The sequence below is a fragment of the Cyanobium sp. A1C-AMD genome, assembly GCF_024346495.1.
GTDB classification, from domain to species: domain Bacteria; phylum Cyanobacteriota; class Cyanobacteriia; order PCC-6307; family Cyanobiaceae; genus Cyanobium_A; species Cyanobium_A usitatum.
The window spans coordinates 1-14,904 of sequence record NZ_JAGQDB010000008.1; the positions used below are offsets into that span (position 1 = coordinate 1).

General features: G+C 65.1%; 16 protein-coding genes. 9 read left to right on the forward strand and 7 right to left on the reverse strand.

Annotated elements, in window-relative coordinates; genetic code table 11:
- Positions 1–1,239: heavy metal translocating P-type ATPase (locus KBY74_RS02580; RefSeq protein ID WP_396123067.1), on the reverse strand; the 1,239-nt coding region annotated here is incomplete at its 3' end.
- 71 nt (positions 1,240–1,310) lie between these two features.
- Between KBY74_RS02580 and KBY74_RS02585 the strand changes: the two genes are divergently transcribed.
- The gene (locus KBY74_RS02585) at positions 1,311–1,832 is read left to right on the forward strand and encodes a photosystem I assembly protein Ycf3 (RefSeq protein ID WP_106632645.1); all 522 of its coding nucleotides are present in this window, start codon (positions 1,311–1,313) and stop codon (positions 1,830–1,832) included.
- Between the two features lie 6 nt (positions 1,833–1,838).
- On the opposite strand, the gene radA is transcribed toward KBY74_RS02585, so the two are convergent.
- Entirely contained in the window at positions 1,839–3,293 is a 1,455-nt protein-coding gene (radA, locus tag KBY74_RS02590) for a DNA repair protein RadA (protein ID WP_254941378.1), read from the reverse strand.
- A gap of 112 nt (positions 3,294–3,405) precedes the next feature.
- Here radA and rpaB point away from each other — a divergent pair, with 112 nt between their 5' ends.
- From rpaB to KBY74_RS02615, 5 genes are all read left to right on the forward strand, one after another.
- Positions 3,406–4,176 carry a response regulator transcription factor RpaB gene (rpaB, locus tag KBY74_RS02595; RefSeq protein WP_254941379.1) on the forward strand — a complete coding sequence of 257 codons (771 nt, stop codon included), beginning with the start codon at positions 3,406–3,408 and terminating at the stop codon, positions 4,174–4,176.
- Positions 4,157–5,488 carry a phosphate acyltransferase PlsX gene (gene plsX, locus KBY74_RS02600; protein WP_254941380.1) on the forward strand — a complete coding sequence of 444 codons (1,332 nt, stop codon included), beginning with the start codon at positions 4,157–4,159 and terminating at the stop codon, positions 5,486–5,488. The genes rpaB and plsX overlap by 20 nt, the downstream gene beginning before the upstream one ends.
- Positions 5,489–5,567: 79 nt before the next feature.
- On the forward strand, positions 5,568–6,560 hold the full coding sequence (locus tag KBY74_RS02605) for a beta-ketoacyl-ACP synthase III (RefSeq protein WP_254941424.1): 993 nt from the start codon (positions 5,568–5,570) through the stop codon (positions 6,558–6,560).
- A 38-nt stretch (positions 6,561–6,598) separates the two neighbouring features.
- Entirely contained in the window at positions 6,599–7,492 is an 894-nt protein-coding gene (gene fabD / locus KBY74_RS02610) for an ACP S-malonyltransferase (protein ID WP_254941381.1), read from the forward strand.
- Positions 7,489–8,202, forward strand: coding sequence for a 1-acyl-sn-glycerol-3-phosphate acyltransferase (locus KBY74_RS02615; protein WP_254941382.1), 714 nt, complete (start codon positions 7,489–7,491; stop codon positions 8,200–8,202). The genes fabD and KBY74_RS02615 overlap by 4 nt, the downstream gene beginning before the upstream one ends.
- Here KBY74_RS02615 and KBY74_RS02620 read toward each other — a convergent pair.
- From KBY74_RS02620 to KBY74_RS02630, 3 genes are read right to left on the reverse strand one after another with little or no spacing between them, the layout of a single operon-like run.
- Entirely contained in the window at positions 8,144–8,809 is a 666-nt protein-coding gene (locus KBY74_RS02620; protein WP_254941383.1) for a YdcF family protein, read from the reverse strand. The two genes, KBY74_RS02615 and KBY74_RS02620, sit on opposite strands and share 59 nt — an antisense overlap.
- Complete coding sequence (gene tsaB, locus KBY74_RS02625; protein WP_254941384.1) at positions 8,809–9,426, reverse strand: tRNA (adenosine(37)-N6)-threonylcarbamoyltransferase complex dimerization subunit type 1 TsaB; 618 nt, start codon at positions 9,424–9,426, stop codon at positions 8,809–8,811. The genes KBY74_RS02620 and tsaB overlap by 1 nt, the downstream gene beginning before the upstream one ends.
- Before the next feature lie 10 nt (positions 9,427–9,436).
- Positions 9,437–9,688 (reverse strand): Ycf34 family protein, encoded by a 252-nt coding sequence (locus KBY74_RS02630; protein ID WP_254941425.1) that lies wholly within the window; start codon positions 9,686–9,688, stop codon positions 9,437–9,439.
- A gap of 28 nt (positions 9,689–9,716) precedes the next feature.
- Here KBY74_RS02630 and KBY74_RS02635 point away from each other — a divergent pair, with 28 nt between their 5' ends.
- From KBY74_RS02635 to KBY74_RS02645, 3 genes are all read left to right on the forward strand, one after another.
- Positions 9,717–11,045, forward strand: a complete 1,329-nt coding sequence (locus KBY74_RS02635) for a CCA tRNA nucleotidyltransferase (protein WP_254941385.1) — start codon at positions 9,717–9,719, stop codon at positions 11,043–11,045.
- Between the two features lie 68 nt (positions 11,046–11,113).
- Positions 11,114–11,542 (forward strand): RNA-binding protein, encoded by a 429-nt coding sequence (locus tag KBY74_RS02640; protein ID WP_106632655.1) that lies wholly within the window; start codon positions 11,114–11,116, stop codon positions 11,540–11,542.
- Between the two features lie 65 nt (positions 11,543–11,607).
- Positions 11,608–12,519: an alpha/beta fold hydrolase gene (locus KBY74_RS02645; RefSeq protein ID WP_254941386.1), complete on the forward strand. Its 912-nt coding sequence runs from the start codon at positions 11,608–11,610 to the stop codon at positions 12,517–12,519.
- On the opposite strand, the gene KBY74_RS02650 is transcribed toward KBY74_RS02645, so the two are convergent.
- Entirely contained in the window at positions 12,516–13,424 is a 909-nt protein-coding gene (locus KBY74_RS02650; RefSeq protein WP_254941387.1) for a phytoene synthase, read from the reverse strand. The genes KBY74_RS02645 and KBY74_RS02650 overlap by 4 nt on opposite strands.
- A gap of 5 nt (positions 13,425–13,429) precedes the next feature.
- Positions 13,430–14,803, reverse strand: coding sequence for a 15-cis-phytoene desaturase (gene pds / locus KBY74_RS02655; protein WP_106632657.1), 1,374 nt, complete (start codon positions 14,801–14,803; stop codon positions 13,430–13,432).
- Positions 14,804–14,904: the final 101 nt, after the last annotated feature.

A 14,904-nucleotide genomic window follows, 5' to 3' on the forward strand; every position in this document is an offset into this window, starting at 1 on the left:
CACCACCCACACCGCAAGTGCTAATTGCAGGGCCAATGCAAAGGGGGTTTCGGCGCTGGTGCCGAGCACCCCATGGCCGGCGTGGCCCCCGGCATGACCGGCGGCATGGGGGGAGTTGAGCACCTGGGGCCAGATCTCGGTGCCTAGCAACCACCAAAAAAGCAGCGTCGCCACCGCTAGAGCCAGCACCACCAGGGTGAAACGCCCGGCGATCCGGTCGACTAGGGCCTGAATGGGCGCCTTACGCGCCTGGGCCCGCTCCACCAGATGGATGATCCGGGCAATGGCGCTATCGGCCCCACGGCGACTCACCTCCAGCACCAGGGGCGCCTCCAAATTGAGGCTGCCGGCGGCGAGCTCGCTGCCGGCAGCGGCCTGCAGGGGAAGCGGTTCGCCGGTAAGGCCTGAAACATCCACCGCCGAGCAGCCCTCCAGCACCACGCCATCAACTGGCACCCGGTCGCCGGGCAGCAACCGAACGCGGTCACCGGGGCGCAGGCCGCCAACCCGCACCGGACGCGGAGGCCCATCACCAAGCAGCAGCAGAGCGGTGTCAGGTTGGAGCTCAGCGAGCTGCTCGAGGGCACGGCCGGTGCGAAAGCGGGCCCGTTCCTCCAAGAAGCGGCCCAGCAGCACAAAGCCAAGCAGCATCACCGGCTCATTGAAAAAGCAAGGCCAGCGTGTGTGGGGCCAAAGGAAGGCCACCAAGCTGGCCCCGTAGGCACTGAACACCCCCAGCCCCACCAGGGTGTCCATGCTGGGCAAGCCGGCCAGAGCTCCCTGGATTCCCCGCACCAAACTCGGCCGCCCGGGCCCTGCCAAGGCTGCAGTGGCCACCAAGGCGTGGATCCAGAGGGCACCTAGCCCCGCCCCTGGCAGATGGCCGAGCACGGACACCAGCAGCAGCACTAGGGCCACAACCAGCTGGCGCCACTGTTGCCACCAGCTGCGCGCCCGCAAACGCTCCCGACGACTCGACAACTCGACTTCACTGGAGCGCAGTCGCGCCTGGAAACCCAGCTCTGCCAAGGCCTCAAGCAGGTTTCCTTGATCCGCTTCCGCAGAGGCGAGATCGACCCAGGCAGTGCGGGTTAAGAGGTTGACGCTGGCCTGGCGCACCCCGGGCTGATCCAGCAGGCGCTGCTCCACGGCCCGCACACAGCCGCCGCACTTCATCCCCTCGATCTCCAGCAGGAGGGGCTCCAGCAGAGGCGGCTCCTGGAGCGAGTGCAAGGCCAAGCAGGCATAGGAGTCGGCTCAGGCTAGGGACATCCGCCAGGATGGGCCCACGAAGTCCGCAGCCCCAGCCCGTGCCCCGCAGTCAGCGCAACGACAACTTCATCGATAAGAGCTTCACGGTGATGGCCGACTTGATCCTCAAGGTGCTGCCCACCAACCGGCGCGCCAAGGAGGCCTTCGCCTACTACCGCGACGGCATGAGCGCCCAGGCCGACGGCGAATACGCAGAAGCCCTTGAGAACTACGAGGAGGCGCTAACCCTCGAGGACGACCCCAACGACAAGGCTTTCATCCTCTACAACATGGCGTTGGTGTTTGCCTCAAACGGTGACCACGCCAAAGCTCTTGACTTCTACGGCCAGGCCCTGGATCTCAACAGCAAGATGCCCCAGGCCCTTAACAACATGGCTGTGATTCACCACCACTTGGGCTCGATCGCCGAAGAGAGCGGCGATGCCGATGAAGCTGACCGCTGTTTCGATCAGGCAGCCGACTTCTGGGGCAAGGCGATCCGGCTGGCACCAAACAACTACATCGAAGCCCAGAACTGGCTAAAAACCAGTGGCCGCGGCAGCGTCGACGTGTATTTCTGAGCCGGATCAACCCCGGTCGTCGGCCGGATTCACCCCCAGGGCGGCTACCAGCGCCTCGGCTACACCCCCGGCTTCCAGCAGCTGCAAACCAAACCCAGCGGCCGCCTTGGCCAGGCCCGTGCCCTTAGGCACCACCGCCCTGGTGAAGCCCAGCCGGGCCGCCTCCTGCAGCCGCAGCTCCAGCTGCCCCACGGGCCGCAGCTGGCCGCCCAGGCCCAGCTCCCCCACCAGCACCGTGCCGGGCGGCAGGGTGAGGTCGCGGTAGCTGGCCACCACCGCCGCGGCCACACCGAGATCCGCCGCGGGCTCCTCCACCTCCAGCCCACCGGCCACCGCCAGGTAGCAGTCAAAGCGCGACAGGGGCAGGCCCAGGTGCTTTTCGAGCACGGCCAAGATCTGGTGCAAGCGATTAACGGCGATGCCGGTGGCGCTGCGCCGCGGGCTGGCGTAACTGGTGGTGCTCACCAGGGCCTGCATTTCCACTACCAGGGGTCTGGTGCCCTCGCAGGCCACGATCGTGGCGGTGCCGGCGCTGGGTTCATCGCCGCCGAGAAATAGCTCGCTGGGGTTGGTCACCTCGGCCAGGCCCCGATCACGCATCTCGAAAACGCCCAGCTCATGGGTGGCGCCGAAGCGGTTTTTCACCGCCCGCAGCAGCCGGTGGCTGGCAAAGCGGTCGCCCTCGAAGGTGAGCACCGCTTCCACCAGGTGCTCGAGCACCTTCGGGCCCGCCAAGGCGCCCTCCTTGGTCACGTGGCCCACCAGCAGCAGGGCGGTGTCCTGGCGCTTGGCGATGCGGGCCAAGGCGGCGGCACATTCCCGCACCTGGGACACCGAGCCAGGGGCGCTGCCCAGTTCGGCGTCATGGAGGGCCTGAATGGAGTCAATGATCGCCACCGCTGGCCGCAACGCCTCCAGCTCCTGCAGCACCAGCTCCAGATCGGTTTCGGCGAGCAGCTGAAAATCAGCCCCAGCTTTGGATTCGCCAGCTTCTGGTTGAGCAGGAGACGCCTCGGCCAGGCGACGCCAGCGCAGCTTCACCTGCTGGGCCGACTCCTCCGCACTCACGTAGAGCACCGACGCCCGACCCGCCATGGCGCGGGCGCTCTGCAGCAGCAGGGTGCTCTTACCAATCCCCGGGTCGCCGCCCACCAGCACCAGGGAGCCGGGCACCAGGCCACCGCCCAGCACCCGATCGAATTCGCCGTAGCCGCTGCTAAGCCGCTGCAAGGCCCGCTCGCCCACCGCTTGGATCGGCTCGGAGCGTCGCGGCTGGCCGGCGACAACGGCTTCAGCGGCAGCAGCCTCGGCCACCGGCCGCCGGCGCCGACTGTCGGCCGCCGGAGCAGCTTTTTGCTCCACCAATGTGTTCCAGCTACCGCAGCTGGCGCACTTGCCAAAAAACTGGCGGGCCTGGGCTCCGCAGCTAGTGCATACAAAAAAAGTGCTGGGCTTGGCCACGAACTAAGGGCGGAGGAGAGAGGGCTGTATGAAGAAAGGTGGCATTGAATAAATTTCGCCCCCTCCCGCCTTTTCAGTGGGGGCTATCTGATGTAGCAGCCCGGCTGCAGTGATGACGGCATCCGCCCCAACCACCACCCTCGGGAACAATCACGGCAAGGAAATAATCCTTGTCGTCGACGACGAAGCCAGCATCCGGCGGATCCTGGAGACCCGGCTATCGATGATCGGTTATCAGGTGATCACGGCCTGCGACGGCATCGAGGCCCTGGAATTGTTCAAGACCACTCAGCCTGACCTGGTGGTGCTGGACGTGATGATGCCGAAGCTCGATGGCTATGGCGTCTGCCAGGAGCTGCGCAAGGAATCGGATGTGCCGATCGTCATGCTCACCGCCCTAGGCGATGTGGCAGATCGCATCACCGGCCTCGAGCTCGGCGCCGACGACTACGTGGTGAAACCATTCAGCCCCAAGGAGCTGGAAGCCCGCATCCGCTGCGTGCTGCGCCGGGTGGAGAAGGAGTCCATCGCCGGTTCTCCCAATTCCGGAGTGATCACGGTGGGCGAACTGCGCATCGACACCAACAAGCGTCAGGTGTATCGAGGTGATGAGCGCATCCGCCTAACCGGCATGGAGTTCAGCCTGCTGGAGCTGCTGGTGAGCCGCAGCGGCGAACCCTTCAGCCGGGGTGAAATTCTCAAGGATGTGTGGGGCTACACCCCGGAGCGTCACGTAGATACCCGGGTGGTGGATGTCCACATTTCCCGTCTGCGCTCCAAACTGGAGGATGATCCGGCCAACCCCGAGTTGATCCTCACAGCTCGCGGAACCGGTTATTTGTTCCAACGCATCGTTGACGCCGTTGCCTCCGAAGGGACCTGAAAAGCGCGCCAAGCCCAGCCGGGCCATCCGCCGGCTGGTGATCTGGTATCGCCGCAACGCGGCGGTAACCAGCCTGGTGGATAGCGCCACTTCTGCCGCCAGCTCCGCCGCCAACACTGCTGGCAATGTGGCTGGCACCGCCACCAGCGTGGCCGGCAACATGGCCAACACGGTGCTGCAGCCGCTGGTGTTCGACCCCCTACGCCGCCTGCAACGGGGCCTGGGCGGACCGGGCGAAGACACTCCGATCAACGACTCCGACCGCCTCTGGGTAGCGGTGGATGGCATGGGTGGGGACCACGCCCCTGGGCCAATTCTGGAGGGCTGCCTGCGGGCCGTGGAATTGTTGCCCCTGCGTGTGCGTTTCGTGGCCGAAACGACCCTGCTACAGGCCGCCGTGACCGCCATGAGCCTCCAGGACGAACTCAACGAAGCCGTGGCTCGCGGCCTGATCGAGCTTGTGGCCAGCGGCCCCTCGGTGGGCATGAACGAAGAAGCCACGGTGGTGCGCAAGAAGCGCGACGCCAGCATCAACAAGGCCATGGATCTGGTGAAGCAGGGCGAGGCCACGGCGGTCTATTCCGCTGGCAACTCCGGCGCCGTGATGGCAGCGGCGATATTCCGGCTGGGCAGACTTAAGAGCATCGATCGCCCAGCCATCGGCGCCCTATTCCCCACCAAAGACACGGAACAGCAGGTACTGGTGCTCGATGTGGGCGCCAACATGGATTGCAAGCCCGCCTACCTGCACCAGTGGGCACTGCTTGGCCACATTTACAGCCGCGATGTGTTGCAGGTGGCCCAGCCCCGCATCGGCCTGGTGAATATCGGCGAAGAGGAGTGTAAGGGCAACGAGCTCTGCCTGCGCACCTACCCCCTGCTGGCAGAAGAGGAGCGCTTCACCTTCGCCGGCAACTGCGAAGGGCGCGACATCCTCTCGGGTCAGTTCGACGTGGTGGTGTGCGACGGCTTCACCGGCAACGTGCTGTTGAAGTTCCTGGAATCCGTGGGCAGCGTGCTGCTGGATGTGATCAAAGAGGAACTGCCCAGGGGCCGCCGCGGCAAGGTGGGCTCGGCCTTCCTGATCAACAACCTGCGCCGCATTAAAAAACGCCTCGACCATGCCGAACATGGCGGCGCCCTACTGCTCGGGGTTAACGGGGTATGCGTAATCGGCCACGGCAGCAGCAAGGCCCTCTCGGTGCTCAGCGCCCTGCGCCTGGCCCACTCCGCCGCCAGCCACGGTGTGATGGCCAACCTCCACGCCCTCAGCGAAGCGGGCAGCCCCGAAGCGCCAGTCGCCTGTGATTGACTGAGCCAACTGTGGGCCTTTCCCGGTGTCGCTCGGCGGAGTCAACACACTAGAGCTAAAAGCAACGGGCCTGCTGGGCATGGCCTTAGTTGGATGTGGCAGCGCAGTGCCAGCCGCCAGCATCACCAATCAGCAACTCAGCGAGAGGGTTGACACCAATGACGAGTGGATCCGCACCCGCACTGGCATTGGCGCCCGCCGGATCGCTGGCCCCAGCGAATCCCTCACCTGCCTAGCGAGCCGCGCCGCCCAGGCCGCCCTCAACCATGCCGGCTGGAGCCCAGACGATGTCGACCTGATCCTGCTGGCCACCTCAAGCCCCGACGATTTATTCGGCACGGCGCCGCGGGTGCAGGGGGCCTTAGGCGCCAAACGGGCGGTGGCCTTCGATCTCACCGCCGCCTGCAGCGGCTTTCTGTTTGCCCTGATCACCGCCAGCCAATATTTGGGCAGCGGCGCCATGAAGCGGGCTCTGGTGATCGGCGCCGACCAGCTCAGTCGCTGGGTCGACTGGGACGACCGCAGCACCTGCGTGCTGTTTGGCGATGGTGCCGGCGCCGTGGCGGTGGAGGCTTGCGGAGCGCACGACGGCGGCCTACTGGGTTTCCGCATGCGCTCCGACGGCAGCCGCAACGGCTGCCTAACTCTTGCCCAGCTGGATAAACACGCACCCCTGCTCGGGGAGCTCACGGCCCAGCGGGGCGGCTTTGCCCCGATCCAGATGAACGGCCAAGAGGTCTACAAATTTGCGGTGCGAGAGGTGCCGGCAATCCTCAGCGAGTTGCTGGAAGCCACCGGCACCGCCCCCGAGCAACTCGACTGGCTGCTGCTGCACCAGGCCAACCAGCGCATCCTCGACGCCGTTGCCGACCGCTTCGCCATAGACCACTGCCAGGTGCTGAGCAACCTGGCCCTCTACGGCAACACCTCGGCCGCCACGATTCCATTGATGCTCGATGAAGCCGTCAAGGACGGCCGGGTGCAGCCTGGCCATCTGCTGGCCAGCAGCGGCTTCGGCGCCGGCCTTAGCTGGGGTGCAGCGCTGCTGCGCTGGCAGGGCCCCACCGACTGAGACCTAATCTCCTGCCGACTTAGTTAGACGGTAAAGGTATGGGCATTGCCTGGGTGTTTCCTGGCCAGGGCTCGCAGAAAGTGGGCATGGCAGAACCGGTGCTGCAGCTGCCTGGCGCCCGGGAGCGTTTCGAGCAAGCCTCAGCCCTGCTGGGCCGTGACCTGCTGGCGATCTGCTCAGGCACGGGGGGTGGCGGCGACCTAAGCGATCTCAACGACACCCGCAACACCCAACCGGCCCTATTTGTGATTGAAAGCCTGCTGGCAGAAGCCCTGCAGGCCCAGGGACGGGTGCCCCAACTAGTAGCTGGCCACAGCCTGGGCGAGCTGGTCGCCTTGCATGTGGCGGGGGTGTTCGACTTCGCCACCGGTCTGCAGCTGATGAAAAGCCGCAGCACCTTGATGGCCGCTGCCGGCGGCGGCGCCATGACGGCGGTGATGGGCTTCGAGCGCAGCGAGCTGGATGACCTGGTGGCAGCCACCGAAGGGGTGGTTGTTGCCAACGACAACAGCGACGCCCAGGTGGTGCTCTCCGGAAGCGCCGAGGCGGTGGCAGCCGTCAGCAGCAGCTTGAAGTGCAAACGGGCGATTCCCCTGGCCGTTAGCGGTGCCTTCCACTCCCCCTTCATGGCGGCAGCAGCCACCGCCTTTGCCACCGAGCTGGAATCGGTGGCCTTCGCCGATGCGGCGATCCCCGTACTCAGCAATACCGATCCCAGCCCCGAAACCAACGCAGCCGCGCTCAAGGCCCGCCTTGTGCGTCAGATGACCACTGGCGTGCGCTGGCGCGAAACCATGGCTCAGTTCGGGTCTCTGGGCATCGATATCGCCGTGGAGATTGGACCTGGAGCCGTGCTCAGCGGCCTAATCAAACGCAGCTGCCCGGGCATCCAAACCGCCCAGATCAGCAGCGCCGCCGACCTGGCGCTATGAGCCAATCAAGCCAGCCGCCGGCCCTGATCCGCACACCGCGGCCGAGCCTCACCTACCGGCTGATCAGCTATCTGCTGGTATTTCCGATTTACCGGTTGTTGTTTCGCGGCCGCACCGCTGGCAATGGCAACGTGCCCAGGAAAGGGGCTTTGGTGGTGGTGGCAAACCACGGCTCCCACCTTGATCCCCCCCTCCTGGGCCACGCCCTTGGCCGGCCAGTGGCCTTCATGGCCAAGGCCGAGCTGTTCAGGGTGCCGATACTTGGCGCCATCATCCGGGCCTGCGGCGCCTACCCGGTGTCCCGAGGTGCCAGCGACCGCGAGGCCATCCGCACCGCCACCAACCGCCTGCTCGAGGGTTGGGCCACCGGCGTATTCATCGACGGCACCCGCCAGAGCAATGGCCGGGTGAATGATCCCCAGGCTGGCGCCGCCCTGCTGGCGGCCCGAGCCGGCGTGCCCCTGCTGCCGGTGGCGATCATCAACAGCCACCGTGCCCTGGGGCCTGGGCAAGCGGGGGCACGGCTACTGCCCATTCACATCCGGATTGGCACGCCAATTGCACCACCCGCCTCACGGCGGAGAGCCGACCTCGACGTCGCCACGGCCGCCTGTCAGGCCCAGATCAATGCTCTGCTCGACCAGGGTTTGATCAATGGCCGCCAGCTGGGCCCAGCTGGCCAGGCAGGCGAGCTGCCGCCCAGTCCTTGAGGTCTCGGCCACTCAGCACCCACAAGGCAGCCCGGAGTCCATCGCCCCACACCTTGCGCCGCCCCTCCGGCTGACAGCTATCACCACACGAAACTGGCACCGGAGTGAGGTGGATGCCGCGGCTGCCGGCCACGATCCTTCCCACCAGCAGAGCCCGGTCCATGTGGTCACTGCTGGTGACTAGCAGGGCGTGGCGGATGCGGGCTTGGCGCAGATCGTCCACCAGGGAGGTGAAATTGGAAAGGGTGTCGCGAGCTCGGTAGTCGAGCTGCACCTGGTGGGATGGCAAGCCCTGGCGTTGCTCAAACAACCAGTGGGCATATTCAGGATTACTGCCGCCACTGACCACCACCGGCAACCCCCGGCGGGCCGCCAAAGCCGCCGCCTCCCGCTCCCGCGCCAGATCGCCGCCCAGCACCAGGATCATCTGGGCTGGCGGGGGCGCCGGCCACCACCAACCGCGCGACAGCCAAAGAAAACCACCAGCCAGCAGCAGCGCCACCAGCCCCCAGGGGCTGGGGCGAGGCCGGCGAGAGCGCCGCTTGCGGGAGCGCCCCTGAACACGGCGAAGGGGAGGGCGCTGCAGCCGATCGGGTTGGGAAACCATCAGAGCCCCGCAACCGGCGAAGTGGGGTAGGAGGGCAACACGGGCTGCCAGGGGGCTGCCAGGCCCTTATCTGCCGCCTGCACGCTTAGCTCAAGCAACTGCTCAACGTCGTTGGGCAGCAGGGCCGCGGCGGACAGCTGGGGACCCGGAGGCAAGGGCGTATCTGGGGCAAACAGCCGGGGCGCCTGCAACTCGATGATGGCGCGATCTGGGCCAGCAGGGGCATAAAGCCCAGCCACCACACCGCGGCGCGGCAGCTCCTGCACCAACCAGGTTGGCTCGCCAATCCCCAGCCGATGGGCCACCAGCAAAAAGCTGCTCACCCCGTCGAGGGGCAACTGCAACTGCTGGGCCAAGGTGCGGGCCAGCACCACCGTGAGCCGGGTGCCGGTGAACCCGCCTGGACCAGTGGCTACCGCCAGGCGGCTGAGCTGGGGCCACCGCTCAGCGGGCAATAGCTGTTCAATGCAGCTGAACAGCTGATTGGAGAGCTCGCGGCCGAGGGGAAAGGCGCGCACCACAGTAGTGCTGCCCGCCAGAGCGCTTGGCCCGTCAAGCCAGCGAACTCCTACACCGAGCACCTCACTGGAGCTGTGCAAGGCCAAAACGGCAGCCATCAGCTTGTCCTCATCGCGGCAGGGCTGCACCTGGGCAGAGACGCTGCCAGCGGCCCGCATCCCGCTGAAAACTGCCGCAGGCGCGCACGTCCCACTCCACTCCCACCCCACCTGCGGGAAGATCCTGCACCTGCACGTGAATGCGTGGCTCGGTCGGGCTGAGATCGGGCTCCAGGCAGAGGTGGGGTGCACCGTGCTGACGCTCCACCGCGTGGTAGGCCTGACAGCGGTCGACCCAGTGGCAATCCACGCAGATGCACATGCTGCCCAGGCTGAGCCAGGAGCCCATTGTGACGGCTCACCGCCCCGCTGGCGAGGTGGCAGAAGAGCTGTGGCAGCGCCTGCTGGCCGAGCCCTGGCCCCTTCCCCGAGAAGCCCTGCCGCCTGGCACGGCCCTGGTGGGCGGCGCCGTGCGCGATGGCCTGCTGGGGAGCCTCGAGCGCCAGCCAGACCTGGACGTAGTGGTACCTGGAGATGCCCTAGCCCTGACCCGGCAGCTGGCCAGGGACCATGGCGGCACCTGCGTGGTGCTGGATGCGGAGCGCAGCATCGCCCGGCTGGTGCTGGGGGGCTGGAGCCTCGACCTGGCCCGCCAGGAAGGTTCAAGCCTGGAGGCGGACCTGAGGCGCCGGGACTACACGATCAACGCCATCGCCCTGCCCCTGCCCGCCGCCGGCGCCGCCCCGGCAGTCCTGGTGGACCCCACCGGCGGTCTCAGCCACCTGGGCAGCCGCCAGCTGGTGGCGGTGAGCGAAGCAAATCTGCTCGCCGACCCCCTGCGCCTGCTGCGAGGCATCCGCCTGGCCTGCTGCCTGAACTTTGAACTAGACCCCACCAGCCGCCGCTGGATTGAATCCCATGCCAACCAGCTCGCCCAGGTAGCCGGCGAACGGGTGCTGGCGGAGTTGGAGAAATTGGCCAGCGCTGCCTACGGAGAAACGGGCCTGGCCCTGGCCCTGGAATGCGGCCTCCTAGAAAGTTGGGGCGCCGATGCCACTCCCACCGGTGCCACTCCCACGGATGCCACTGCAACGGGTGCAGCCGCCCTGAGCGCACTGGGCCTGGATCAAGCCCAGGATCGGGGCCTGGAAGCCGAAGAAATCTCTTGGGCCCTGCCTCTTGCGCGCCTAGCTGCCCTGCTGTCACCTGAAGCCCTGGCCGGCCTGCGCAGCAGCCGCAGGCTGCAGCAACGCTGCCGGGCCCTGCGCCACTGGCGCCAGGAGCTGGGCTTGGCGGGTGGCTGGGATGGGCTGCCGGAGGCTGGACGCCTGGCCCTATGCAGCGAATTGGAGGCCGATCTGCCCGCCCTGCTGCTGCTGCTCCCCCAGTCGGCGGCGGGCCTGCTGGAGCGCTGGCGCCTGCCAAGCGACCCCCTGTTCCATCCAGCGCCGCCCCTAGATGGCCTCAGCCTGCAGCAGGAGCTGGCTATTCCCCCAGGGCGCCTGCTGGGGCGCCTGCTCGCATACCTAACCCTCGAGCGAGCATTCGGGCGCCTGGTTGCAGGGCCTGAGGCCCATGCTGATGCCCGCGCAGAAGTGCTGGCTGCGGCACAAAGCTGGTGGCAGCAACACGCACGGGAAGGAGGCGCGGTGGGAGGTATGGGCCCGCGGCGTGATTAACTTTCTGATGTAAAGGCGCTTCGAGAGGTTTCTCCTCGCCTGCAGAAAGTTTTTCTTCCCCCTTCCCCATGAGCATTCGCCTCTACGTCGGCAACCTGCCGCAGACCTTTGATGCCAAGGAGCTCGAGGCTCTGTTCAGTGCCGTGGGTGAAGGAGTGCGTTTCAAGGCCGTCAACGACCGCGACACCGGCGCTTGCCGCGGCTTCGGCTTTGCCAATGTCGAAGATCAAAAGACTGCCGAAACGGTGATCGAGCAGCTCAACGGCAAGGATTTCGGCGGCAATGCCATGCGCATCGAAATCTCTGAGCGCAAGGACAGCCGCAGCCCTGCTCCCGGCGAGCGTCGCCCCGGCGGCGCGGCTCCCACCGCTGCCCGCAAGGCCGTCAATAAGGTTGTGCACGCCGACAACGTCGACAGCGAAGCTCCCGATCCCCGCTGGGCCGGCGAACTGGCCAAGCTCAAGGACCTGCTGGCTAATCAGAAGGCTGCGGTCTGAGCCAAGCACTTACTGATACGGATCCGATCTCCAGCAACTGGAATTGGCAGGGACATAGGATCCACATGCTTGCAGCAGGGTCTCCCAGCAGCACCGACCGGTTTGTGCTCATCCATGGCTTTGGGGCGTCTGTGGGCCATTGGCGCCACAACCTGCCGGCCCTCGCTCCCCATGCCCGGGTGCTCGCACTCGACCTACTGGGCTTTGGCGCCAGCGATAAGCCAGTTTCCCGATTATCTCAAGAGCCGCCAAGGCAGGGCGCTGTTCAGTACTGCTTCGACCTCTGGGGCCGCCAGGTAGCCGACGCGGTGAGGCAATTGCTTCTGGCTGAACCTGGCAGCGGCCCAGCCCAGCCCCGCGTGCACCTGGTGGGCAACTCGATCGGCGCGATGGTGGCCCTCACCGCCGCCAGGCTGCTACTGGCAGAGGGTTTCCCACCCTTTCAGGTGATCCTGATCGACTGCGCCCAGCGCACCCTCGACGACAAACGGGCGGCCAAGCTGCCGGGCTGGGAACGGGCCAGTCGCCCTCTGGTGAAGCAGCTGGTGCGGCAGCGCTGGGTGATCGCACCCCTGTTTCGCCTACTGGCTCAGCCGGCCTTCATTCGCAGCGTGCTGGCGCGGGCCTACCCGAGTGGTGCCCACATCGACGACGAGCTGGTAGCCCTGCTGCACCGGCCCAGCACAGATCCAGGTGCCACGGAAAGTTTTCGCGGCTTCGTCAACCTGTTTAACGACCACCTAGCCCCCGAGCTGCTGGCCGACCTAAGCGCCGCCACGCCAGCGCTGCCGGTGCGCATGATCTGGGGGGAAGCAGATCCCTGGGAGGATCCAGCCGAAGCACGCCTCTGGGCAGAGCAGTACTCCTGTATTCAGGATCTACGCGTGCTGCCGCGGCTTGGGCACTGCCCCCACGACGAAGCACCTGAGCTGGTGAATTCAATCCTGCTGGAGTGGATTGAAGGCGGCGCTACTTAGCGCACTTGAGCGACCAGATAGGAAAAAGGTAGATCGAATAGCTTGCCAGCCCTAGGCACAAAGGCTCGCTTGTTAAAAACGTCGTAGTGGTGCTCCTCAATTACATCAAGAATACCCCTATATAGCCGCAGCGATGCCCATACGGGCCATCGAGCGTCGGGAGCAAGCCAGCGCACTCCTGCCTCTGAGCGGGCAAACCACATTCGAGCTCTCTCTAGCTGAAATCGCATCAGGGCACGCCAATTGTCGTTAATAGTGCCCGCAAGCAATTCGGCTTCGCTATAGCCAAATCTCTCCAGATCTTCCTGGGGAAGGTATATACGCCCTCTAGAACGATCTTCGCCCACGTCGCGAAGAATGTTGGTGAGCTGGTTGGCGATGCCGAGGGCTACAGCTGCGTGGGAGGTGTCCGGCCGATCACTCCAAGGGGCGCTTGTGTAGGCAGGATCCAATCCCATCACCTCCTGAGTCATCAGGCCAACGGTGCCTGCCACCCGATAGCAGTAGAGCTCTAGATCTTCGAAGGTGGGGTAGCGGTGCAGGCGTAGATCCATCCTCTGCCCCTCGATCATGTCTAAGTAAGCCTGCAAGGGCTGGGGGTAACGCTCCATCGTGTCCCGCATAACCAGATCAAGGCCATCGCAAACCTCGCCAGCAAACAGGGCCCTAGTGCGCTCCTCCCAGGCATCTAGGCGATCTGCCAGCTCTGCCACAGGACGGGCTTGGGCCTCCGCACTATCCATCAGCTCATCTGTGCGGCGGCACCACACATAAATCGCCCAAATCGCCCGACGCTTGGCCGGCGGCATCAACAAGGTGCCCAGATAAAAGGTCTTAGCCCACTCGGCCGTCTCCTGCCGGCAGGCCTCATAAGCCTTCTCCAAATTTGGGAGCGAGGACACCACCACGACTAGACCGCCGTACCAATCGCCTGGGCACACTGCTTGCCGCTCAGCACCGCCCCCTCCATTGAGGCCAGGTAGCGCTGCATGGTGTAGCAGCCGGCCAAGAAGAAGTTGGGGATCGGCGAGGCTTGATCGGGCCGCAGTTGCTGGCAGCCAGGCACGGTTTTGTAAACCGACAGCGGTGTTTTGACCACGATCGACTTGCGCAGAGTGGCCTGGTCGTTGCCGGTGAAGTGCATCGGGAATAGGCGCTTGAGCTCCTCCATCGTGGCCGCCACGATGTCCTCGTCAGAGCGACCAATCCAGTCTTTGGCTGGGGCAAAAACCAGCTCGAGCATCGAGCGCTCCGGATCCTCGTATTCCTTACAAGTATTGCTCATGTCTGCATAGACGCTCAGCAGCGGGCTCCGGCTGAACAGAAGGTGGTCAATATCGGTGAGCTTGCGATCAAACCAGAGGTGAATATTGATCACCGGCACCCCATTGAGGCCGTCGAGCTTCTTGAAATAGGGAATCTCCTTCCAAGCCTCAGGCAGCAGCAGCTTGAAGGGATCTACCGGCATGGCACTCACGTAGGCGTCAGCCGTAAGCGTGCGGGGCTCCTGGCCCTTGATGCCACCAATCTGGAAAGCCTTCACCGTGCCATCGGCATTGAGCTCGATCTGGCGCAACGGGGAATTCAGGTGAACTTCCCCGCCACGGGCTTCGACGTAATCGACGATCGGCTGGCACAAGCGCTGCGGTGGGTTGCCATCAAGGAAGGCCATCTTGGAGCCATCACCCTCCTGCAGGAAGCGATTTAGGGCGGTGAGGACCACCGTGCTGGAAATTTCATCGGGATCGATGAAGTTCAGCGCCTTGGCCATGGCGATGAATACCTCGTCATTGACCCGCTCGGGAATGTTGTGCAGCCTCAGCCACTCGGTCCAGGAATACTTATCGCATTCTTCTACATACTGCTGGCCGCGCAAAATTGCCGGCACCAAACCCATGCCGAAGGCAATCTTCTCGGGCCAGGTGAGCAGGTCGTTGTTGCTGAGAATTGCCGCCAAACCATTGAAGGGGGCGGGGATGTCGGGGAAGTCAAAGCGGCTGTAGGTGCCTGGCGTCTCCATTTGGTTGAAAATCATGGAGTGGCTTTTCCACTGCAGACGGTCTTCGATATCCAGCTCCTTAAACAGCTGGCGCATGTTGCGGTAAGCGCCGAAAAAGATGTGCAAGCCGGTCTCATACCAGTCGCCGTCTTCGTCCTGCCAGGCCGCCACCTTGCCGCCCAGCACGTCGCGGGCTTCCACCACCACCGGCGTATGGCCGGCATCACAGAGGTACTTCGCGCACGACAGCCCGGCGAGCCCTGCTCCGGCAATGACGACGCGCATACCAACTTTCAAAAATCCAGATGCAACCTTAAAGGGGGCGACTGACCCCTGCGGCTGGGGGGGGTTTCTAGAGTTGGTGCATCGGGTGCCCGCAATCCCCT